Source organism: Pseudomonas sp. NFR02, assembly GCF_900119375.1.
GTDB classification, from domain to species: domain Bacteria; phylum Pseudomonadota; class Gammaproteobacteria; order Pseudomonadales; family Pseudomonadaceae; genus Aquipseudomonas; species Aquipseudomonas paracarnis.
Genome location: NZ_FPJJ01000005.1, coordinates 188,163 through 210,468, shown reverse-complemented (window position 1 = coordinate 210,468; position 22,306 = coordinate 188,163). Strand labels below are relative to the sequence as shown.

Here is a 22,306-nt window from a genome sequence, read left to right as displayed (position 1 = left end):
GCTCGTCGGGCTCATAACCCGAAGGTCGTCGGTTCAAATCCGGCTCCCGCAACCAAACATCAAAAAAGGCTACTCGAAAGAGTGGCCTTTTTTGTATCTGACGAAAAAGTTCTTCTGAAACAATGACATGGCATCTTTCATGAAACCGTAGACGGTTTGCAGAGTCCATCTCATTGCACGCTATGCTCAATGCTCAAGCGCTACCCCTCTACGACCAATGGCCGCAGTCGCCGCGCCCGGTGATCCGCGTTAATATTTGTAATTATTTTGTCCATAGGGATTGGTAACTTGGCTGGATACCTCCATCCTGTCGCGCACAATCCACGAGGTGATTGATGCGCGCCAACTCGTCTGAACCACAAGACACCGTTACAGCAGAACAACCGATCACTCCCACCCGTTTGCGGTGGCTGGACCTGTTGAGCAAATACCGCCAGCCCATCGGCCTGGCCGTGACGCTTCTGCTGTTTGCAATCGCCCTGATCGCCTGCCGGCACCTGCTGCTGGAGCTGGACCTCTACGCCCTGCACGATTCGATCCTGGAAGTGCCCAAGCCGGCCCTATTGGGGGCCTTTGCGGCGGCGGTCGCCGGTTTTGTAATCCTGCTCGGCTATGAGTTCTCCGGCGCGCGTTATGCCGGCGTGCAATTGCCCGCCAAGACCCTGGCCCTGGGTGGTTTCACCGCCTTTGCTATCGGCAACGCCATTGGCTTGTCGATGCTCTCGGGGGGTTCGGTGCGTTACCGTTTATATGCACGCCATGGCATCGGCGCCTCGGAAGTGGCGCACATGACCGTATTCGCCAGCCTGGCCCTGGGCTGTGCCCTGCCACCGCTGGCCGCGCTGGCCACGTTGAGCAACTTGCCGGCCGCCTCCACTTACCTGCATTTATCGCAAAGCCTGCTCGGCGGCATTGCCGGCGCCGTGCTGCTGTTGTCGGCCCTGCTGTGCATCGGCATCTATCGCCGCCGCCTGCCGGAACAGCCCTACCCCGACAACCTGCTGGTCAAGGCCGGGCGCCGTACCCTGCGCCTGCCTGGCCGACGCCTGACTTTCCTGCAACTGATCATCACCGCACTGGACGTCGCCGCAGCCGCCACCGTGCTGTATCTGCTGTTGCCGGAAGCTCCGCCCTTCGGCCCGTTCCTGTTGGTGTACCTGCTGGCCCTGGCCGCCGGTGTGCTCAGCCATGTGCCGGGCGGGGTGGGGGTATTCGAAGCGATCCTGCTGGCGGCCTTTGCCGACAAACTTGGTGCCGCGCCCCTGGCTGCTGCCTTGCTGCTGTACCGCATGATCTACGTGGTGCTGCCGCTGCTGATCGCCTGTGTATTCCTGCTGGTCAACGAGGCCCAGCGCCTGTTCCAAACCCAGCAAAGTCTGCGGGTAGCGTCGGGGCTGGCAGCGCCAGTATTGGCCGTCCTGGTTTTTTTGTCCGGCGTGGTCCTGCTGTTTTCCGGCGCCACGCCAGAGATCGACTCACGCCTGGAAAACATCGGCTTCCTGATTCCCCATCGTCTGATTGACGCGTCGCACTTCGGTGCCAGCCTGATCGGTGTGTTGTGCCTGTTGCTCGCCCAGGGCCTGCGCCGGCGGTTGTCGGCCGCCTGGATGCTGACCATGGTGTTGCTGCTGGTTGGCGCCCTGCTTTCGCTGCTTAAAGGCTTCGACTGGGAAGAAGCCAGCCTGATGACCATGACCGCAGTGCTGCTGGCCATCTTCCGGCGCTCGTTCTACCGCGCCAGTCGCCTGACCGAGTTGCCGTTTTCGCCGCTGTACCTGGTGGCCAGTGTCTGTGTGCTCGGCGCTTCGATCTGGCTGTTGCTGTTTGCCTACCAGGACGTGCCCTACAGCCACCAACTCTGGTGGCAGTTCACCCTCGACGCCAACGCCCCACGTGGTTTGCGTTCGCTGCTCGGCGCCGCCGTGTTGCTGGTGATCGTGTCGCTGACCTGGCTGCTGCGCACGGCACGCCCGGTCATCCACCTGCCGACCCCGGAAGAGCTGGAGCGCGCCAGCAAGATTCTGATGGCCTCGTCCCAACCCGACGGCGGCCTGGCGCTCACCGGCGACAAGGCGCTGCTGTTTCACCCTAACGATGAAGCCTTCCTGATGTATGCCCGTCGCGGGCGTAGCCTGGTGGCCTTGTACGACCCGATCGGCCCGACCCAACCGCGCGCCGAGATGATCTGGCAGTTCCGCGACCTGTGCGACATCCACCACGCCCGTCCGGTGTTCTATCAGGTACGCGCCGAGAACCTGCCGTATTACATGGACATCGGCCTCACCGCGATCAAACTGGGTGAAGAAGCCCGCGTCGACCTGAAACGCTTTGACCTGGAAGCCAAGGGCAAAGAAATGAAGGATTTGCGCTACACCTGGAACCGTGGCACCCGGGACGGCCTGTCCCTGGAAATCTGCGAACCGGGCAAGGCGCCGATGGATGAATTAAAAGTCATCTCCGACGCCTGGCTTACAGGTAAGAATGTGCGGGAAAAAGGCTTCTCCCTGGGCCGTTTCAGCGATGACTACCTCAAGCACTTTCGTATCGCGATCATTCGCTTCGAAGGGCGCCCGGTGGCCTTCGCCAATCTGCTCGAAACCTATAATCATGACCTGGCCAGCCTCGACCTGATGCGTGCCCACCCGGACGCGCCCAAGTTGACCATGGAGTTCATGATGGTGGGCCTGATTCAACACTATAAGAGCCACGACTACGCGCGCTTCAGCCTCGGCATGGTGCCGTTGTCGGGCTTGCAACCGCGCCGTGGCGCACCGCTGACCCAGCGCCTGGGCTCGATGGTGTTCCGCCGTGGCGAGCAACTGTATAACTTCCAAGGTTTGCGCCGCTTCAAAGACAAGTTCCAGCCCGACTGGGAACCCCGTTACATGGCCGTGCCCGCAGGACTGGATCCGCTGGTGGCATTGGCCGATACCGCCGCCCTGATTGCGGGCGGCTTGACTGGATTGGTGAAACGCTGATGATTCGACGCTCCTGGCGGTATGTATTGGCTTTAGTGGTGCTGCTTGCGCTGATCGCGGCGGGTGGCTTCTGGTACTGGAACCGCCCCGCCCCGCAACCGACCCTGGAGCACTTGCCCCAGGCCGACGGTTCGGTAATGACCCGCGTAACCCCGGCCAGCAACGCAAAAGCCCGCGTGGCCGTGGCGGTGATGGCCGACGAAACCCTGACCGACAGCCAACTGATAGCCCTGAGCCAGGGCGGTGCTGCGCAACTGGTTCAGGTGGTGCTGCCCAAGGATGACTGCGCACTGCAGGAAAAAGCCCTGCAAGGCGCCCTGGCCCAGCTCAAAGGCCCGGCAACCCTGGTCAGCGGCATCGGCCCTGGCGCCGCACTCGCCTGGCGCTGGCTGGCCACCCAGAACGACGACAAGGCCAACGCCATCTCCGTGGGCTTCGCCCTGAAACAGGAAGGCTGCAACGACCCGCTGCCGAAAACCGCCGCCCATGGCAGCTGGCTGGTGGCGTGGAACGATAACCCCGACGATGAAAGCGCCAGTTTCGTACGTGACACACCGCGCGCTACTACCAGCATCAGCGACTACGACATTCATTACCCACAGGTGCTGAATAACGAACTGCGCAAGCAACTGGTCGGTTCGGACAACGGCGGCCTGGCGATTCCAGTGGTAGAAGTGCCTGCCGGCCAAGCCAAGGACACCGTGACCCTATTCCTCTCCGGTGACGGCGGCTGGCGCGACCTGGACCGCGACGTGGCGGGCGAGATGGCGAAGATCGGCTACCCGGTGGTGGGCATCGACACCCTGCGCTACTACTGGCAGCACAAGACGCCGGAGCAAAGCGCCAAGGACCTCACCGAGCTGATGCAACACTACCGGCAAAAGTGGGGCACCAAGCGCTTCGTGCTGACCGGTTACTCGTTCGGCGCCGACGTATTGCCGGCCATCTACAACCGTATGCCAGAGAACGAACAGCAACGGGTAGACGCGATCATCCTGCTGGCCTTCGCCCGTACCGGCAGCTTTGAAATCGAAGTGGAAGGCTGGCTGGGCAACGCCGGCAAAGAAGCCGCCACCGGCCCGGAAATGGCCAAGCTGCCGCCTGAGAAAGTCGTGTGCATCTACGGCGCCGAAGAAGTCGACGAGAGTGGCTGCACCGACAAGACCGCCGTGGGCGAAGCCATGAAACTGCCGGGCGGGCATCACTTCGATGAGAACTACCCGGCGCTGGCCAAGCGCTTGGTGGATATTATCGTCAAGCATCAGGCCAAAGCCGAATAATCCCGCGCCGCACATAAAACAAAATGTGGGAGCGGGCTTGCTCGCGAATACGGAATGTCAGTCAATGCAGCTGTGACTGATCCACCGCTTTCGCGAGCAAGCCCGCTCCCACATTTTTGATGTGTGGTGTTGCTAATAATCAGCGCGGTTCGATGTGGGCAATCATCAACTGCACCGTCTCATTGCCACGAAATTCATTCACATCCAGCTTGTAGGCCAATTCCACCCAACGCACCGTCGGGTTTGGCCACACTTCGCGGTCCACACCAAAGGCGATGCCATCGAGCTTCACCGACCCGCACTCGCTCTTGAGCACCACTTTCAAATGCCGCTCGCCCACCACCCGCTGCTCCACCAACTGGAATACCCCGTGAAACAACGGCTCGGGAAAGTGCTGCCCCCACGGGCCGGCATGGCGCAGGGCGCGGGCCAGTTCCAGGTGAAACTCTTCCACCGCCAGGGTGCCGTCTGAAAGCAGGCGGCCGGTGAGGTCTTCTTCGCGCAATTGCCGACGCACTTCGGCATCGAAGGCTTGCGCAAACAACGGGAAGTTGGCCTCGGGCAAGGTCAGCCCCGCCGCCATGGCGTGGCCGCCGTACTTGGTGATCAGGTTGGGGTGCTGGCTGGCGACGACCGCCAGCGCATCGCGGATATGAAAGCCTTGCACCGAGCGTCCAGAGCCCTTGAGCAGGCCATCACCGGCATCGGCGAAGGCGATGGTCGGGCGGAAATAACGCTCCTTCATGCGTGACGCGAGGATCCCGATCACCCCTTGGTGCCACTCCGGGTCAAACAGGCACAGACCGTACGGCATCGACTCCACCGGCAGGTCCTTGAGCTGGGCCAGGGCCTCGCGTTGCATGCCTTGCTCGATGGATTTACGGTCCTGGTTCATGCCGTCCAGTTGCGCGGCCATTTCCCGTGCGGCGGCGAAGTCCGTGGTAAGCAAGCATTCAATGCCCAGGCTCATGTCATCCAGGCGTCCGGCCGCGTTCAGACGCGGGCCGAGGATGAAACCCAGGTCGGTGGAGGTGATACGCGCATGATCACGCTTGGCCACTTCCAGGATCGCCTTGATCCCCGGCCGCGCCCGACCGGCCCGAATACGCTCCAGCCCCTGGTGCACGAGGATGCGGTTGTTGGCGTCCAGCGGCACCACGTCAGCGACGCTGCCCAGGGCCACCAGATCAAGCAGTTCACCGATGTTCGGCTGGGGCTTGTTGTCATACCAACCCAGGCTGCGCAACCGTGCACGCAGGGCCATCAATACGTAGAAGATCACGCCGACGCCGGCCAGGGCCTTGCTGGGAAACGTGCAGCCCGGCTGGTTAGGATTGACGATGGCGTCAGCGGCCGGCAGTTCATCGCCGGGCAAGTGGTGGTCGGTCACCAGCACCTGCAACCCCGCCGCTTTCGCCGCCGCCACGCCTTCGACGCTGGAGATACCGTTGTCCACGGTGATCAGCAACTGCGGCTCGCGCTCCAGCGCCACCGCGACGATTTCCGGGGTCAGGCCGTAGCCGTATTCGAAGCGGTTGGGCACCAGGTAATCGACATGGGCCGCGCCAAGCAAACGCAGGCCCAGGGTGCCCACGGTACTCGCCGTGGCGCCATCGGCGTCGAAGTCACCGACGATTAGGATGCGCTGACGCTGCTCCAGGGCCGTCACCAGCAAGTCCACCGCCGCATCGATGCCCTTGAGCTGCTGATAGGGAATCAACCGCGCCAGGCTCTTGTCCAGCTCGGCCTCCGACTGCACCCCGCGTGCGGCGTAAAGGCGGGTCAACAGCGGCGGCAGTTCACCGAGAAAAGGCAGGACGGCGGGCAATGGGCGGGGATCGATACGCATGGGGTGACGGGAGCTTCTCTTCTAATACATCAGTTAAACACAGATAGCGAACGCAGCAGAGATCAAGTGTGGGCGCTGGCTTGCCTGCGATGCATACGACTCGGTACATCAGACACACCGAGTGGATGCCCTCGCAGGCAAGCCAGCTCCCACCTTTTCAACCGCGCTCGCCGACCAGCCATTGCAGTTGCACTTCATGCTGGCCACGGTCATCGGTCACAAAGATCGTGCCTTCGCTGATCATCACGTCCCACTTGATCACCCGCGGCATGTCCTTGGCCAGGGTCTCCAAGACTTCCTGGGGCACGGCAGCGATGTGCACGTTTTTCAGGTTGTTGGCCACCGGCACCACCTTGCCTTCCCACACGCGCAGGCTGCCATAGGCCAGCAGGCTGGTGCGTTCGGTGCGGCGCGAGCACCAGGTCAGGCGGTCGGCATCCGGCTGGCCGACTTCGATCCAGTGCAAAACCCGATCATCCAGGCTCTTTTCCCACAGGGCCGGTTCGTCCACATCCGACAGGCCACGCCCGAACGCCAATTGCTCGTTGTACCAGAGGGCGTAGGCCAGCAGGCGCACGGTCATGCGCTCTTCGGTTTCCGAAGGGTGGCGGGCGATGGTCTGTTTGACGCTCTCGTACACCGAGCGGTCGAGGTCGGTGAGGTTGAGTTCGAATTTGTAGGTCGTGGACGGCTGGGCCATGAACGGGCTTCTAAAGACAAGGAAAGGCGGCCAGTCTAACCGATGGCGAGGGCATTGAACGAATACTGCGCTGCATCCGCGCGGCTCGCCTATGTTAAAAAGCAGGACATCATCGTCCCGCGCTCGTAAGGATCCCCATGTCGCTTAATGCCAAACCACTTGCCGGCCTGAAAGTCATCGAACTGGGCACTTTGATCGCCGGCCCGTTTGCCTCACGCATTTGCGCTGAATTCGGCGCCGAGGTGATCAAGGTCGAATCCCCGGACGGCGGCGACCCGCTGCGCAAATGGCGCAAGCTGTATGAAGGCACTTCGCTGTGGTGGTTCGTACAGGCGCGCAACAAGCAGTCGCTGACCCTCAACCTCAAGCACCCTGAAGGCCTGGCGATCCTCAAGCAACTGTTGGCCGACGCCGACATCCTGATTGAAAACTTCCGCCCAGGCGTGCTGGAGAAACTCGGCCTGAGCTGGGAAACCCTGCACGCCCTCAACCCCAAGCTGGTGATGGTACGCCTCTCGGGCTTCGGCCAGACGGGGCCGATGAAGGACCAGCCGGGGTTTGGCGCGGTGGGCGAGTCCATGGGCGGCTTGCGCTATATCACCGGCTTCGAGGACCGCCCGCCGGTGCGCACCGGGATTTCCATCGGCGATTCGATTGCCGCGTTGTGGGCAGTGATCGGCGCGCTGATGGCGCTGCGTCACCGCGAAGTCAACGGCGGCTTGGGCCAGGTGGTGGATGTGGCGCTGTATGAGGCCATCTTCGCCATGATGGAAAGCATGATCCCCGAGTTCGATGTGTTCGGGTTTATCCGTGAGCGCACCGGCAACATCATGCCCGGCATCACCCCGTCCTCGATCCACACCACCGCAGACGGCAAGCATGTGCAGATCGGCGCCAATGGCGATGCAATCTTCAAGCGCTTCATGCGGGTGATCGGCCGTGACGATTTGGCGAACGACCCTGCACTGGCCAGCAATGACGGGCGTGACGCTCGCCGCGATGAGCTGTACGGCGTGATTGATCGCTGGGTCAATTCGCTGTCTCTCGACCAGGTGATTGAGCATCTGAACAAAGCCGAGGTGCCCGCCAGCCGCATCTACAGCGCCGAAGACATGCTGGGCGACCCGCAATTCCTGGCCCGGGAAATGTTCCTCAAGGCGCAGTTGCCGGGCGGCAAGGACTTCAAGATGCCCGGCATCGTGCCCAAGCTCTCGGACACACCGGGCAGCTGCGAATGGGTCGGCCCGCAACTGGGTGAACACAACAGCCTGGTGCTCAATGCCTTGGGCTACGACGCGGCGGCTATCACTCGCCTGCGCGAGGATGGCGCGATCTGACAAATCCCAGGCAAAAAGAAACCCCGAGCAGTGGGGAGACAACTCGGGGTTAAACGTGGTCTACAAAAAGACCCGCACAGCAAGCGACAAACACCGGAGCACAATGCCTGCTCTTGCTGTTACAAACTCTGACTGACCACCTTGTAGGAAGGTTCCGAAGAAAAATAATGTTTCATGCCAGTGCGCCGCCACGGGTTTGAGAGGCGTTGCGCAAGGCAGCGATGACTGAAGGTTCCAGGCGCCCTTCGGCGATTTTCAGGTCGCGGAGCAGGCAATCCACCACATCCACCAGCGCGCGCTTGTCGCTCAATTGCGCACGATCGACTTCACGTTCAACCACGATGGCACCACCGGGGTTCTTCACGGTTACCAGGCAGTCGTCGCGCATACCGGCAGAGGTCAGCGTAACCTGATAAGGGCTCAGTGCTTGGCTGAGCAATAGGTTGATACTTTCCATCTCGATCACCACTCAATCATTCGAAAAAGGTTCGAAAAACAAAAATGTCACGAAGAGGCTGACATTCAAGTGACCCGTGCTCAAAGCAGAAAGTTCTACCTTTTGTGTAATCCACTGCTTGAGGAAAACGAGCATGCACGGAAAAGATGACAGAGAAAAAACAACGGCGCACAGGCTAGAATCCCTGGATTGTCCCGGGAGCCTGCCTTGAGAGCTGCGTCTGAACCGCCCTTGCGTATCGTGATTGCCGACGATCACCCGATTTTCCTGATTGGCCTGCGCGCCGTGCTCGAGCGTGACACGCACATCAGCATCGTCGGCGAGGCCAATTCCCCCCAGGCCCTCAGTGCGTTGTTGCAACACTGTGCCTGCGATGTGGTGGTGACCGACTTCATGATGCCCGTCGAGCCCCAAGCCGACGGGTTGCGCTTGATCGAGCAACTGCGCCGGCACTATCCGCACCTGCCCATTGTGGTGGTGACCATGCTCAACAATGCCGGGTTGTTTCATTCCATCCTGGCGTTGGGCGTGATGGGCTTGCTGAGCAAGGCCAGCCTGGCCGATGAGCTGCCCCAGGCGATCCGCCAGGTTCGCCAGCAACGTACCTATGTGGCCCAGACCATCCGCCAGGCGCTGAGCCTGGCCGGGGAAGTCGGCGCTGATCGCCTGCACTCCCAGGAGCACCTGTCACCCCGGGAACTGGAGGTGATTCGCCTGTTGGCCAGTGGCATGACGGTGGGCGAGATCGCCGCGCACCTGCACCGCAGCAAGCAGACCGTCAGCGCGCAAAAAGTCAGCGCCATGCGCAAGCTGGGGCTGGTCAACGATGCCGCCCTGTTTATTTACGTGCAGGAACACGGGCTGGCCTAGCCTGGAACGCGATCCATTGCTTGAGCGTCTCGGCCTCCATCGGCCGGGCGATAAAGCAACCTTGCAGCCACGCCGCGCCCAGTTCGCCCACGGCGTGATAATCGGCGGCGGTTTCCACGCCGGTGACCACCACGGCGACATCCAGGCGCGCCGCCATGCTCATGGCGCCCGCCACCACAGCGGCCTTGCGATCATCATTGGCCATCCCACAGGCAAACGCCGGGGGAATTTTCAGCTCGGTAAAAGGCAGTTCCAGCAAATGCTGCAGGCTGGTGCCGCCCATGCCGAAGTCGCCGATGGACAACTGGCAACCCAACATGCGCAAGCGCAGCAACCCAGTGACATGGGCGCTGTCGGTTTTCAGCGTCGAGGTTTCCACCAACTCCAGGGTCAGGCTATGGGCGGGCACACCATGAAGTTGCAGCAAACCTTGCAGCACCTGGGGGAAGTGCTCGCGCTCCAGCATACGCCCGGGAATGTTCACAGCTACCGGCAGCACTCGGCCGCTTTCGCCCATCACCTGGTTCGCCAGGCCAAGCGCCTGCTCCAGCACATGCCAGGTAAACGCCTCTTCCATGCCGGCAAACTCCAGCACTGGCAGGAACTCGTCAGGCAGCAATAGCTCACCGTCCTGCAACTGCCAACGCGCCAGCGCCTCCACCCCTTGCAACACACCGGCCTGACTGACGATGGGCTGGTACCAGACCCTGCCACAGGCTGCGATAGTCGCCTGGCTGACATCCGCCGAGGGCGGCAGTTGTTCCTGCTCGCTCAAGCTCAGCAGTTGACGGACGCGCTCCCAGGACAGCACCGCTGGCCCTGGACGCAAGTGCTCCTGACAATCGCTCAATACTTGCCCGATCAGCTTGGCCGAGGCCGGCTTGGGCAAGCACGCCAAGACCTTGAGCCCCAATTGGCGGGCCATGTTCGCCACGCCTTCCAGCACGTCGGGCTCGGCGTTGCTGAGCAGGATCAACACCTGGGCCAGGCGGCGTTCCGCCAACTCACGGATCAACGCCAGGCCATCGCCCTGCTCCAGGTACAGATCGCAGATGGCGATATCCACCGGGCCTTTGCTGTCCAGGGACTGGCGGGCAATTTCGACCGTTTCCGCGGCCCGCACATTGAACACACCGTTGGCATTGAGCATCTGGTGCAGGGCCATCAGTTGAAACGGGTTGTCTTCGAGGATCAGGACGTTCAGGGATCGCATGGGTAAGGGTGTCGGTATAGAGAAAGACCTGCACAGTAGCCATACGCTGCGCCGTGTCCCATAGGACGTGTCCTAAAAGCTTCTTTAAATGTGGGAGGGACAAGCCTTGTCGGTCAAGCGCAGACCTCCTGTGGGAGCTGGCTTGCCTGCGAAGGCGGTGTGTCAGTCGCTACATCTGTTACTGCACTACCGCTATCGCCGGCAAGCCAGCTCCCACATTTGATCTTCGTTGCCTTGAGCATTGCGTTCGCTTGGCTGATCGGCATACGGGCTGGGTTACGCATCCAGATAAGGTTGCAGGTCGCGACGAAAAGCCTTGAGCACCTCGGACAAGCGCAACCAGGGTTCTTCAAGCTCGGCGCCGCGCTGTTCACGGGCGCATTGCTCAAGGGCGACACAGGCCTTGGCCAGTGGCAGTGCGTCCACCAGCGAGCAAATGCCCTTGAGCCGGTGCAGCGATGCATTCAAGCGTGCCACGTCGCGCTCGGCCAGGGCACCCGCCAACACCTCGTGTTCGTGGTCCAGGCTCTTGGCCAGTTCCTGCAACATGCTTTGCAGCACCGGGCCATCGGCCTGGGTCATGGTGCGCAGGGCCTCGATATCGAACGAACGCTGGGGTGCCAGGCGTGCCAGCACTTGGGTCCAGTGTTCCAAGGTCACCGGCTTGACCAGCAGTTCATCCATACCGGCGTCCTCGCAGCGGCGTTGTTCATCTTTCATGGCGTTCGCGGTGCAACCCACCAGCGCGCTACGAGGACGTTGCTCCTCGGCTTCGAGGCGCCGTATCGCCGCACTCAAGGCATAACCGGACATGCCGGGCATCTGGCAATCGGTGACCAACACGTCAAAACGCTGCTCACGCCAGCGTTGCAACGCGGCCTCGGCCGACTCCAGGGCGACCACTTGATGACCGAGGAACTGCAACTGCTGCGCCAGCACCAGGCGGTTGGCCGCCAAATCATCCACCACCAGTATCGACAGGCTGCGCCCCGTCGGTGACAACGTCGCGGTGGGCGTTGCCGGCACATCATCGGTGCTGACCCGGTCCAGGCGCAGGTCAATGCACACCACTGTCCCCTCGCCCACCACGCTATCGAGGTGAATGCTGCCGCCCATCAATTCCACCAGTTGCTTGCAGATACTCAGGCCCAGCCCGGTGCCACCGTGTTGCGCAGCGGTCAAGGCGCTCACCTGAGTAAAAGGCTTGAACACCCGCGGCTGTTGCTCGGCGCTGATGCCCGGGCCACTGTCCTTGACGCACAGGTGCAGGTATTCGGTATCGGTCTCATCCCGTTGGCAGGTCACGCTGAGGTGAACCCCGCCCCGCTCGGTAAATTTGAGCGCATTGCCCAACAGGTTGTGCATCACCTGGCGTAACCGCAGCGGGTCGAACCAGTAATAACCCTGAGCAGCCGGATCAAACGCCAGGGTCAGGTGCAGGCCCTTCTTTTGCGCTGTGGCTTCGAACAGGCTCTGAATGCCCTCGAAAAAACGCTTCAACTCGGTGGTCTGTGGCGCCAGTTGCAGGTGGCCGGCCTCGATCTTGGCCAAGTCCAGGCTGTCGCCCATCAGCGCAATCAGCTCGCGCGCCGAACGATGGGCCACCTGCAGCGCCTCGGAAACCGGCTGGCCGCTTGCCAGGCAACGCTCTTGCTCCAGTTCGAGCAAGCCAATGATGGCAGTCATGGGAGTGCGAATCTCGTGGCTCAAGGCCGAGAGAAATGCACTTTTGGCGTAGTTCGCTTCGTCGGCGGCCTGGCGTGCGTCCATCAACTGACGCTCCAGGTCTTTGCGTTCGTTGATATCGATCCAACCGCCCAACAACCCCTGCAGGCGGCCCTGGGCGTCAAAAAAAGGCACGGTCCACTGGTAGACGTGATAACTGCCGCCGTTGAGTTCCAATTGCCGGTCGACAAACAACGGCTGCTGCGTGGCCAATTGCTCCATGTGGCCTTCGTGCAGGCGTGCCGCTGTGGCGTCGGGCACGACCTTGCTCTCCATCAGCGTCAGGCCCTGGATCAGCTCCAGCCGGGTCGCCAATTGCTGTTCATAACTTTTATTGCAGGTCACCAGGCGCCCGTCCAGGTCGCGGACGAACAGCGGGTTGGGCATGCCGTCGAGCAGTGCGCGCTTGAACGCCAACTGATCGTTGAGCCGTTGCTCGGCCTCCAGCCGTTGGCGAATCTGGCGCTTGAGCCGGCTGTTCCACACCAGCGACACCAACACAAACAGCAGCGCCGTGGCCACCGTCCAATAGGCCCATGGCGGTACGCGTTGCCAGGCCGGCAGCGGAATCGCCACGGCACCGATCCAACGCAGGCGCAACGCACTCAGCTCAGCCACCGGCAACGCCTCCAGGGCCTTGTTCAGAATGCTCAGCAGCTCAGGTTGGTCCTTGCGCACCGACAGGCAGTTGGACGACCACTTGCCATCGACACTGCGTCCGATACGCAGGCCATCTTCCGGGTAACTCTGCACTTCCACTTCGGTCTGTATCGTGGCGGCCGCCTCGCCTCGTCGCACCAACTCGCGGGCCTGGGTGTAATTGTCCACCAGGCGCAACTTGATACGCGGATGGTCATGGCGAATCTGGCTCTCCATGACATGGCGCGCCGGCAATGCCAGCACCTTGCCGTCCAACTGGTTCAAGCCCGTCAGGGGCGCGGCATCGGCACGTTCGATAAACACCCAGCCGGACCCGCCAAAACCATGACTGAAGTTGAGCAACGCACTGCGCTCCTGATTCACAGCCAGGGTCGTGTTCATCTGTGCCCGGCCGGTTTCCAGCCATTCCAGGGTTTGCGCAGTAGAACCCACCTCTTCATAGACGAACTGCAAACCGGTCATGCGCGAGATGCGATTCAACAGGTCGACATTCAGGCCAACCCACTGGCCGTCCTTGTCCCTGAAAATGTAAGGCGACATCTGCTGGGCCACCACCACGACATGGGGATGCTCACGCACCCAGGCCTGTTCCGACGCCGACAACGCAACGCGCTCACCACTGATACCGACGCCGAGCCCGGTGGTCCAGCGCGCGAGGATTTCACGCTGCACCGACTCGTCAAGGCTTGCCAGCGCGCGGTTCATCATGGCCCCCAACAACGGATCTGCCTGGCGGGTGGCGAAGGCAAAACCGATGGGCGCCAGCCGGCTCTGCTCCTTGATCTGCAACCCCAGGTAAGGCCGCAGCGATTTATAGGCGCGCACAATCACTTCGTTGCCGATAAACGCATCGACGTCACCTTGCTTCAAGGCTTCGAGGCCGCTGTAGAGGTTGGGGGCGAGCATGATGTGGCTGTCGGGATACGCCGCGTGCACCTTCTGCACGTTGGCGTAGCCGTCGAGCAACACCAGCTTCTTGCCGGCCAGATCGTCGCCTTGGGTATCGTCGCGACGCAGCACCACCACCGAACGGTCGGGCATGTAGTCCGGGGTGAATTGCAGGCCAGGTACGTCACGCTCGTAACCATTGGCACTGGTGAGAATGTCGATGGTGCCGTTGCGCAGCGCTTCGACCGCCTGGGCGCGCTCGGAGAAGCCCAGCACTTGCATGGGCACACCCAGCCGCGCGCCAACCAGGCTCAAATAATCGGCGCTGATGCCCTGGTAGCGATTGCGGTCGCGGGTGATATCGATCGGCTGGTAGTCATCTATCGAGATACCCACTTTGAGTGTCCGATGCGCCGCCAACCACTGCTGCTCCGTTGGCGCCAGCGGCATAGGTTCAAGCGGGATAAACGCCGGGACCAGTTTGAACGGCAGGCTGACGGCGGCCAGGCTCATGGGCACCTGGATGAGCCACAACAGGCACACCAGCTTCAACGTCCATTGGATCAACACCTGCACCGGTTGGGTTTCCTTGATTGGGCGACTGGGCAAGTATGGCTCGCCAGAATGAAAAAGCCCGTCACGAGGACGGGCTTGGCCGACTGCAAAAAAGCTGACTGTTGCTCCACCACGTCTTGGGTGGATGAAACCGTCTCAAATGTGGGAGCGGGCTTGCTCGCGAAAGCGCTGTGTCAGTCACTGAATGTGTGACTGATCCACCTCATTCGCGAGCAAGCCCGCTCCCACATTTTGGATCGATGGGCAGCACAAAGATGCCCGTCGGCCTTCAGGCAGCCCTGTCGATCAGAGCGGTTTGCCCCGATTGCCATGCTGGCTGACAAACGCCTGCACTGTCTTCAGGTCATTGGCCAATACGGTGCAGCGCTCTTCGCGCTCGAACAGGTCGGTCAAATGCTCCGGCAACTCCAGGGCCTTGCCAATGCCGGCTTTCTCGACCGCTTCCGGGAACTTGACCGGGTGCGCGGTACCGAGGATCACCATTGGAATATCCAGGCTGCGGCGGCATTCGCGGGCGGCTTTCACGCCGATAGCCGTGTGCGGGTCGAGCACTTCGCCGGTCTCGGCATAGACCTGCGCGATGGTTTCGCAGGTCTGTGCATCGTCCACGGCCAGGGAATCGAACAGCTTGCGGGTTTCGGTCCAGCGCTCTTGCTCGACGCTGAAACCGCCACCTTGCTTGAAGCTGTTCATCAACTCGGCCAGGGCTGCGCCGTTGCGACCGTGCATGTCGAACAGCAAGCGTTCGAAGTTCGACGAGACCATGATGTCCATGGACGGCGACAGCGTGGCGTGCAGGGTTTCCTTCACATACTGGTTGCCGCTCATGAAGCGATGCAGGATGTCGTTGCGGTTGGTGGCGACGATCAACTGGTTGATCGGCAGGCCCATGTTGCGTGCCAGGTAACCGGCGAAGATGTCGCCGAAGTTGCCGGTCGGCACCGAGAACGACACCGAACGCGCCGGGCCGCCCAACTGCAGCGATGCATGGAAGTAGTAGACGATCTGGGCCATGATCCGCGCCCAGTTGATCGAGTTCACCGCCACCAGACGCGTGCCCTTGAGGAAGCTCTGGTCAGCGAAGCTGTTCTTGACCATTTCCTGGCAGTCGTCGAAGTTGCCTTCGATGGCGATGTTGTGAATGTTCTCACCGAAGATGGTGGTCATCTGCCGACGTTGCACCTCCGACACGCGCTTGTGCGGGTGCAGGATGAAGATATCGACGTTTTCGCAGTGCTTGCACCCTTCGATGGCCGCCGAGCCGGTGTCGCCGGAGGTGGCGCCGATGATCACCACGCGCTCGCCGCGCTTTTCCAGCACGTAGTCGAGCAGGCGTCCGAGCAGTTGCAGGGCGAAGTCCTTGAACGCCAGGGTCGGGCCGTGGAACAGCTCCAGTACCCACTCGTTGCCGTTCAACTGGCGCAGAGGTGCGATGGCGCTATGGGCAAACACGCCGTACGTCTCTTCCAGGATCTTTTTAAAATCCGCATCCGGAATGCTGCCGGTGACGAACGGGCGCATCACTCGGAAAGCCAGCTCGTGATACGGCAGGCCGGCCCAGGAGGCGATTTCTTCCTGGGTGAAGCGCGGCAGGTTTTCCGGCACATACAGGCCGCCGTCGGTGGCAAGGCCTGCCAGCAGAACGTCTTCGAAATTCAGGGCCGGTGCCTGGCCGCGGGTGCTGATGTAACGCATGACTGGCTCCTCTAAAACATTCTCGAACAGGGGCCGCCGAATGGACGGGGCCCCTGGAACAAATCGGTTAGTTCAAGTGTTCGACGCGAATCCGCACCACCGGGCCGACCACGCCTTGCAAGGCTTCCAGGGCATGGATGGCATCGTTGATGTGCTGTTCGAGCACGCGGTGGGTCAGCAGGATCATCGGCACCTGGCCGTTTTGTTCCTCGACTTCCTTCTGCATGATCGACTCGATGTTGATACCGCGCTCCGACAGGATGCTGGCCACCTGGGCCAGCACGCCTGGATGGTCCTGGGCCTGGATGCGCAGGTAGTAGGCACTTTCGCAGGCTTCGATCGGCAGGATCGGGTGGGCCGACAGCGAGTCCGGCTGGAAGGCCAGGTGCGGCACACGGTTTTCCGGGTCGCTGGTCATGGCGCGAACCACGTCCACCAGGTCGGCGATCACTGACGAAGCGGTCGGCTCCATGCCGGCACCGGCGCCGTAGAACAGGGTGGAACCGGCGGCGTCACCGTTGACCATCACCGCGTTCATCACGCCATTGACGTTGGCGATCAGGCGGTCGGCCGGGATCAGCGTCGGGTGCACCCGCAATTCGATACCGGCCGGGGTGCTGCGCGCTACGCCCAGGTGCTTGATGCGGTAGCCCAGGGCTTCGGCGTAGTTCACGTCGGCGGTGGTCAGCTTGGTGATGCCTTCGGTGTAGGCCTTGTCGAATTGCAGCGGGATACCAAAAGCGATGGACGCCAGGATGGTCAGCTTGTGGGCCGCGTCGATGCCTTCCACGTCGAAGGTCGGGTCGGCTTCGGCGTAACCCAGGGCCTGGGCTTCGGCCAGCACGTCTTCGAAGGTACGGCCCTTCTCGCGCATTTCGGTGAGGATGAAGTTACCGGTGCCGTTGATGATGCCGGCCACCCAGTTGATGCGGTTGGCGGACAGGCCTTCGCGGATTGCCTTGATCACCGGGATACCACCGGCCACCGCGGCTTCGAACGCCACGATCACGCCTTTCTCGCGGGCCTTGGCGAAGATCTCGTTGCCGTGCACGGCGATCAGCGCCTTGTTGGCGGTGACCACGTGCTTGCCGTGCTCAATGGCCTTGAGCACCAACTCGCGGGCCACGGTGTAGCCGCCAACCAGTTCGATGACGATATCGATCTCAGGGTTGGTGGCCACGGCGAACACATCGTTGGTAATCGCAATACCGGTCGTTTCGAACTGAGGCTTTGGCGAACGCGTGGCAATCTGCGCCACTTCAATCCCGCGACCTGCGCGGCGGGAAATTTCTTCAGCGTTACGCTGAAGTACGTTGAAGGTACCGCCACCGACGGTCCCTAACCCACAGATGCCTACTTTGACCGGTTTCACTGAAGAACTCCCCATGAAACGGCCGACGCTAGGTCGGCCGTGAAAACAGCCGCACAACTGCGGCTCTCAATTAATGACTCGCCGACGGTTCGGCGGGCCATGATCGTCAAAGGCTCAACGATAAATGCTTACTTGGCACCCAGTGCCAGTTTGGCAACTTGCGGCGCCGGCTGGTAGCCCGGAATCACCTGGCCGTCGGCCAAAACGATGGCCGGTGTACCGTTCACACCAATGGACTGGCCCAGGGCGAACTGCTTGGAAACCGGGTTGGCGCATTTGGCCGATTTGATTTCCTTGCCGTCGACCATCTTGTCCATGGCCGCCTTTTTGTCGGCCGAACACCATACGGCTTGCAACTGCTCGTCACCCGGCGAACCCAGGCCCTGGCGCGGGAACGCGACGTAGCGCACTTCCACGCCCAGCTTGTTCAGTGCCGGGATTTCAGCGTGCAGCTTGTGGCAGTACGGGCAGGTGGTGTCGGTGAACACGGTGATGTGGGTCTTGGTCTCGCCGATGGCCGGGTACACCACGGTTTCAGCCACCGGGATACCGTTGATCAGCTTGGACACACCCAGGCGCTCGGCCTTCTCGGTCAGGTTGACCGGCTTGCCGTCCTTGAGCTGGAACAGGTAGCCCTGGACGATGTACTGGCCATCGGCACTGGCGTACAGCACACGGCTGCCCTTGAGCTTGACTTCATACAGGCCGGCCATGGGGCTGGCGCTGATGCTTTCGATCGGGGTATCGAGCGCCAGGTTGGCCAGGCTCTTGCGAATGGTCTGCTCGGCCGCATCATCGGCGACCGCAAAGGTGGAAACCAACGCAATGGCTGCGGCGGCAATAATCTGGGTCAAGCGCATGGGAACTCCTGAAGGCAGAGGCAGGGACGGGAGCAGAATACAGATCTGGAACACAACGGGTGCCGTCCCCTTTGCGAACCGGCAAAGCCTACCACAGTTGGGCGGGAGGGCAGACCGCGACAGCTAAAATGGGCCATTTCTGACGGTTTTATCCGCGCGGGTGGTGCTTGGCGTGCATGTCCTGCAAACGTGCGCGTGCCACATGGGTGTAGATCTGGGTTGTGGATAAGTCGCTGTGCCCAAGCAGCATTTGCACCACGCGCAAATCCGCACCGTGGTTGAGCAAGTGGGTGGCGAACGCATGGCGCAAGGTGTGGGGCGACAGCGCCTTGCCGATCCCGGCCACTTTGGCCTGGTGCTTGATGCGGTGCCAGAAGGTCTGGCGGGTCATCTGCTCGCCGCGCTGGCTGGGAAACAGCACGTCGCTGGGGCGCCCACCGAGCAGTTCGTGGCGCGCATCGCGCATGTAGCGCTCGACCCACACAATCGCCTCCTCGCCCATCGGCACCAGCCGCTCCTTGCTGCCCTTGCCCATCACGCGCAACACGCCCTGGCGCAGGTTGACCTGCTCCAGGGTCAGGCTGATCAGTTCGGTGACGCGCAGGCCGCAGGCATACAGCACCTCCAGCATGGCACGGTCGCGCTGGCCGATGGCCTCGCTCAGGTCCGGGGCCGCGAGCAGGGCATCGACGTCGGCTTCCGACAAGGATTTGGGCAACGGCCTGCCGAGTTGCGGCATGTCGATTTGCAGGGTCGGGTCGACGGCAATGAGTTTTTCCCGCAGCAGGTAGCGATAAAAGCCACGCACGCCGGAGAGGAATCGCGCAGTGGAGCGCGGTTTGTAGTTCTGCTCCAGGCGCCAGGCCAGGTGATCGAGGATCAGCTCGCGCCCGGCATTTTTCAGCTCAAGTTTTTTCTCCTGCAGCCAGCCGTTAAACAGCGCCAGGTCACTGCGGTAGGCCTGGCGTGTGTTGTCCGACAGGCCTTTTTCCAACCAGAGGGCGTCGAGGAAGCGGTCGATCAGGGGATGGTCAATGGCAGGCATGGGCACTCAAGCAACGCAGCACAAGGCAATACGCGAATTATTTAGTGAACTGTGGCAAGAGCCATTAGTCTTTCATAGCCCGCTAATTCAAGGAACAGGAAGCTTTAATGAACGAACAACAGATTTTGTTGGCTTTTGGCGGTATTGGCGTGGCCGCACTCGGCTGCCAGTGGCTGGCCTGGCGCCTGAAACTGCCGGCGATTCTGTTTCTTCTGCTGAGCGGGATTCTGGCAGGGCCGATACTCGGATGGCTCGACCCGCAGGAAATGTTCGGCCCTCTGTTGATGCCATTGGTGTCGTTGGCAGTGGCGCTGATCCTGTTTGAGGGCAGCCTGACCCTGCACCTGTCGGAATGGAAGGAAATCGGCAGCGTCGTCCACCGGCTGGTCACCGTCGGCGCACTCTCGACCTGGGCGGTGATCACCCTGGCCACCCACTGGCTGCTGGGTTTCGACTGGATGCTGGCACTGCTGTTCGGCACCCTGACACTGGTCACCGGCCCAACCGTGATCGTGCCCATGTTGCGTGTGGTGCGCCCCAAAGCGTCCATCGCCAATATCCTGCGCTGGGAAGGCATCGTCATCGACCCGATTGGCGCACTGCTGGCGGTAGTGGTGTATAGCTTTATCATCGCCAGTGCGTCGGGCGATGGTTTGAGCCACAGCCTGCTGACCTTCGGCGGCGTCATCCTCTGCGGCAGCCTGTTCGGCATCGCCGGTGGCTGGGTACTGGGGCAGATCATGCGCCGCCAGTGGTTGCCGGAATACCTGCATAACCTGGCGACACTGGCGGGCGTGCTGGGTATCTTCATCGCTTCCAACCAGGTGATGCATGAGTCCGGCCTGCTGGCGGTCACGCTGATGGGCATGTGGATGGCGAACATGAAAGGCGTGGATGTACGGCACATCCTGCACTTCAAGGAAAACCTCAGCGTGTTGCTGATTTCCGGGCTGTTTATCCTGCTGGCGGCACGCCTGGACCTGAACGCCATGATCGCCCTGGGGCCGTTCGTGTTGATCCTGCTGTTGATCATCCAATTCATTGCACGCCCGTTGAACGTGGCGCTTTCGACCTTTGGCTCGGGGTTGAACTGGCGCGAGCGCGCACTGCTGGCCTGGATCGCCCCACGGGGTATCGTGGCGGCGGCGGTGTCAGCGATCTTTGCGATCCGCCTGGATGAGGCTGGCCACGAAGGCGCGTTGTTGCTGGTGCCGCTGACCTTCGCGGTGATCATCGGCACCGTGGTGCTGCAAAGCGCCACGGCACGCCCCTTGGCCCGCCTGCTCAAAGTCGCTGAGCCGGCGCCTAGCGGCTTCCTGATCGTGGGTGCGAACGGCCCGGCGCGAGCACTCGGCAAGGCGTTGCAGCAATTGGGCAGCCGCGTGTTGCTGACGGATTCCAGCTGGGAAAACATCCGCGCCAGTCGTATGGAAGGCTTGCCTACGTACTTCGGCAACCCGGCCTCCCAGCATGCCGAATCCCATCTGGACCTGGTCGGCCTGGGGCACCTGCTCGCCCTCTCGCCTTCTGGCGAACTGAATGCCTTGGCCACCATGCGTTTTCGCCATGACTTCGGCCATCGCCTGTTCGCCCTGGCCAGCAGCCAGGAAAACCGTCGCACCGACAAGCACAAGGCCAGTCATGAACACCGCGGACACTTGCTGGGCAGCCAACCCTTGAGCTACACCAAATTGGCCAGCCTGCTGGGCCAAGGCGCCGAGTTGTACAGCACCAGCCTCACCGACGGCTTTGGCTGGGAGCAGTACCAGGCGTTGCACGGCGAGCGCGCCACCTTGCTGTTTGCCAGGGACACCAGCGGCTGGGTGCACGTGGTCTCGCCCGAGAGCAATTTGAAGCCCGTAGCGGGCTGGACCTTGCTGGCGGTCATTCAACCGCAGGCCAGCACCGCCGAGTAATCAGTCAACAAAGCCAGGCAGTACTGGGACAGGGCGTTTATCGGCGTCAATCGCGACAAAGCTGAATACGCCCTGGATCGCCTTTTCACGGCCATCAGCGCTCATGCTCTCGACGAACACTTCAACCTCGACCTTGAGGCTGGTGTTGCCGACCTTGATCACCCGACCGATCAGCTCAACGATAGAGCCAGCCGGGATCGCGTGGTTGAAGTCGATACGGTCGGTGGAGACCGTCACCAAAGGTAAGCGACAGAAACGCGTGGCGGTGATGAACGACACTTCGTCCATCCAGGCCAGGGCAGTGCCGCCGAACAGGGTGTTGTGATGGTTGGTGGTGGGCGGGAACACGGCCTTGGTCACGTGGGTGACGGACAGGTCGGTGCGGCGCTGGATTTCTTCGAGGCGGGTGGTCATGGGTCAATACCGGCAGATAGGCAAATTTCAGGCACAAAAAAGCAGCCCGTAGGCTGCTTTTTTCTGCATCGGGAAGCTGGACTTAAGCCAGTTTTTCCTTGATGCGAGCTGCTTTACCGGACAGGTCACGCAGGTAGTACAGCTTGGCTTTACGTACGTCACCGCGACGCTTGACGGCCATGCTGTCGATTTGCGGGCTGTAGGTCTGGAAAGTACGCTCTACGCCAACACCGTTGGAGATTTTACGAACAGTGAAAGCACTGTTCACACCACGGTTACGCTTGGCGATTACCACGCCTTCGAACGCTTGCAGACGCGAACGGTCGCCTTCCTTCACTTTCACCTGAACGACAATGGTGTCGCCCGGGGCAAAGGTAGGGATCTCTTTGGTCATCTGCTCTGCTTCGAGTGCAAGGATGATTTTGTTAGTCATGCTGTGCTCCTAAGGTAAGTCAATGGACCTACCATCGA

Annotated in this window: 16 protein-coding genes; 5 read left to right on the top strand and 11 right to left on the bottom strand. The window is 61.5% G+C overall.

The features are described 5' to 3' along the window. Positions 1-335 precede the first annotated feature (335 nt). Complete coding sequence (mprF, locus tag BT199_RS16930; RefSeq protein WP_014719775.1) at positions 336-2,978, top strand: bifunctional lysylphosphatidylglycerol flippase/synthetase MprF; 2,643 nt, start codon at positions 336-338, stop codon at positions 2,976-2,978. Continuing rightward, on the top strand, positions 2,978-4,258 hold the full coding sequence (locus BT199_RS16925) for a virulence factor family protein (RefSeq protein ID WP_014719776.1): 1,281 nt from the start codon (positions 2,978-2,980) through the stop codon (positions 4,256-4,258). The genes mprF and BT199_RS16925 overlap by 1 nt, the downstream gene beginning before the upstream one ends. Before the next feature lie 139 nt (positions 4,259-4,397). On the opposite strand, the gene recJ is transcribed toward BT199_RS16925, so the two are convergent. After that, positions 4,398-6,107 (bottom strand): single-stranded-DNA-specific exonuclease RecJ, encoded by a 1,710-nt coding sequence (gene recJ, locus BT199_RS16920; protein WP_014719777.1) that lies wholly within the window; start codon positions 6,105-6,107, stop codon positions 4,398-4,400. 157 nt (positions 6,108-6,264) lie between these two features. Then, the gene (locus tag BT199_RS16915; protein ID WP_003193952.1) at positions 6,265-6,807 is read right to left on the bottom strand and encodes a YaeQ family protein; all 543 of its coding nucleotides are present in this window, start codon (positions 6,805-6,807) and stop codon (positions 6,265-6,267) included. 137 nt (positions 6,808-6,944) lie between these two features. Between BT199_RS16915 and BT199_RS16910 the strand changes: the two genes are divergently transcribed. Beyond that, on the top strand, positions 6,945-8,144 hold the full coding sequence (locus BT199_RS16910) for a CaiB/BaiF CoA transferase family protein (RefSeq protein ID WP_072435087.1): 1,200 nt from the start codon (positions 6,945-6,947) through the stop codon (positions 8,142-8,144). Positions 8,145-8,316: 172 nt separating this feature from the next. Here BT199_RS16910 and BT199_RS16905 read toward each other — a convergent pair whose 3' ends face one another. After that, on the bottom strand, positions 8,317-8,601 hold the full coding sequence (locus BT199_RS16905; protein ID WP_020301357.1) for a DUF3509 domain-containing protein: 285 nt from the start codon (positions 8,599-8,601) through the stop codon (positions 8,317-8,319). 207 nt (positions 8,602-8,808) lie between these two features. Here BT199_RS16905 and BT199_RS16900 point away from each other — a divergent pair, with 207 nt between their 5' ends. Beyond that, complete coding sequence (locus BT199_RS16900; protein WP_003193955.1) at positions 8,809-9,471, top strand: response regulator; 663 nt, start codon at positions 8,809-8,811, stop codon at positions 9,469-9,471. On the opposite strand, the gene BT199_RS16895 is transcribed toward BT199_RS16900, so the two are convergent. The 6 genes from BT199_RS16895 to xerD all read right to left on the bottom strand — a co-directional run bounded on the left by BT199_RS16895 (position 9,440) and on the right by xerD (position 19,505). After that, on the bottom strand, positions 9,440-10,684 hold the full coding sequence (locus tag BT199_RS16895; RefSeq protein WP_014719780.1) for an EAL domain-containing response regulator: 1,245 nt from the start codon (positions 10,682-10,684) through the stop codon (positions 9,440-9,442). The genes BT199_RS16900 and BT199_RS16895 overlap by 32 nt on opposite strands. Before the next feature lie 276 nt (positions 10,685-10,960). Next, positions 10,961-14,533: a transporter substrate-binding domain-containing protein gene (locus BT199_RS16890; RefSeq protein WP_072435086.1), complete on the bottom strand. Its 3,573-nt coding sequence runs from the start codon at positions 14,531-14,533 to the stop codon at positions 10,961-10,963. Positions 14,534-14,818: 285 nt separating this feature from the next. After that, on the bottom strand, positions 14,819-16,228 hold the full coding sequence (thrC, locus tag BT199_RS16885) for a threonine synthase (protein ID WP_014719782.1): 1,410 nt from the start codon (positions 16,226-16,228) through the stop codon (positions 14,819-14,821). Between the two features lie 67 nt (positions 16,229-16,295). Then, positions 16,296-17,600, bottom strand: a complete 1,305-nt coding sequence (locus BT199_RS16880) for a homoserine dehydrogenase (protein WP_005791086.1) — start codon at positions 17,598-17,600, stop codon at positions 16,296-16,298. A gap of 128 nt (positions 17,601-17,728) precedes the next feature. Beyond that, positions 17,729-18,460, bottom strand: coding sequence for a thioredoxin fold domain-containing protein (locus BT199_RS16875; protein ID WP_005791088.1), 732 nt, complete (start codon positions 18,458-18,460; stop codon positions 17,729-17,731). Positions 18,461-18,608: 148 nt separating this feature from the next. Continuing rightward, positions 18,609-19,505, bottom strand: a complete 897-nt coding sequence (gene xerD / locus BT199_RS16870) for a site-specific tyrosine recombinase XerD (RefSeq protein WP_014719783.1) — start codon at positions 19,503-19,505, stop codon at positions 18,609-18,611. A gap of 107 nt (positions 19,506-19,612) precedes the next feature. Here xerD and BT199_RS16865 point away from each other — a divergent pair, with 107 nt between their 5' ends. Beyond that, on the top strand, positions 19,613-21,421 hold the full coding sequence (locus tag BT199_RS16865; RefSeq protein ID WP_014719784.1) for a cation:proton antiporter: 1,809 nt from the start codon (positions 19,613-19,615) through the stop codon (positions 21,419-21,421). Here the strand turns inward: BT199_RS16865 and BT199_RS16860 are convergent, their stop codons facing one another. Both BT199_RS16860 and rplS read right to left on the bottom strand, forming a co-directional pair. Further along, the gene (locus BT199_RS16860; protein WP_003193963.1) at positions 21,422-21,835 is read right to left on the bottom strand and encodes an acyl-CoA thioesterase; all 414 of its coding nucleotides are present in this window, start codon (positions 21,833-21,835) and stop codon (positions 21,422-21,424) included. It lies immediately after the preceding gene. Between the two features lie 82 nt (positions 21,836-21,917). Then, positions 21,918-22,268, bottom strand: a complete 351-nt coding sequence (rplS, locus tag BT199_RS16855) for a 50S ribosomal protein L19 (RefSeq protein ID WP_003175895.1) — start codon at positions 22,266-22,268, stop codon at positions 21,918-21,920. Positions 22,269-22,306 lie beyond the last annotated feature (38 nt).

Excerpts from the sequence above, each read along its gene's own strand:
- mprF (WP_014719775.1), top strand. The coding sequence starts at position 336 with ATGCGCGCCAACTCGTCTGAACCACAAGACACCGTTACAGCAGAACAA.
- BT199_RS16925 (WP_014719776.1), top strand. The coding sequence starts at position 2,978 with ATGATTCGACGCTCCTGGCGGTATGTATTGGCTTTAGTGGTGCTGCTT.
- recJ (WP_014719777.1), bottom strand. The coding sequence starts at position 6,107 with ATGCGTATCGATCCCCGCCCATTGCCCGCCGTCCTGCCTTTTCTCGGT.
- BT199_RS16915 (WP_003193952.1), bottom strand. The coding sequence starts at position 6,807 with ATGGCCCAGCCGTCCACGACCTACAAATTCGAACTCAACCTCACCGAC.
- BT199_RS16910 (WP_072435087.1), top strand. The coding sequence starts at position 6,945 with ATGTCGCTTAATGCCAAACCACTTGCCGGCCTGAAAGTCATCGAACTG.
- BT199_RS16905 (WP_020301357.1), bottom strand. The coding sequence starts at position 8,601 with ATGGAAAGTATCAACCTATTGCTCAGCCAAGCACTGAGCCCTTATCAG.
- BT199_RS16895 (WP_014719780.1), bottom strand. The coding sequence starts at position 10,684 with ATGCGATCCCTGAACGTCCTGATCCTCGAAGACAACCCGTTTCAACTG.
- thrC (WP_014719782.1), bottom strand. The coding sequence starts at position 16,228 with ATGCGTTACATCAGCACCCGCGGCCAGGCACCGGCCCTGAATTTCGAA.
- BT199_RS16875 (WP_005791088.1), bottom strand. The coding sequence starts at position 18,460 with ATGCGCTTGACCCAGATTATTGCCGCCGCAGCCATTGCGTTGGTTTCC.
- xerD (WP_014719783.1), bottom strand. The coding sequence starts at position 19,505 with ATGCCTGCCATTGACCATCCCCTGATCGACCGCTTCCTCGACGCCCTC.
- BT199_RS16865 (WP_014719784.1), top strand. The coding sequence starts at position 19,613 with ATGAACGAACAACAGATTTTGTTGGCTTTTGGCGGTATTGGCGTGGCC.
- BT199_RS16860 (WP_003193963.1), bottom strand. The coding sequence starts at position 21,835 with ATGACCACCCGCCTCGAAGAAATCCAGCGCCGCACCGACCTGTCCGTC.
- rplS (WP_003175895.1), bottom strand. The coding sequence starts at position 22,268 with ATGACTAACAAAATCATCCTTGCACTCGAAGCAGAGCAGATGACCAAA.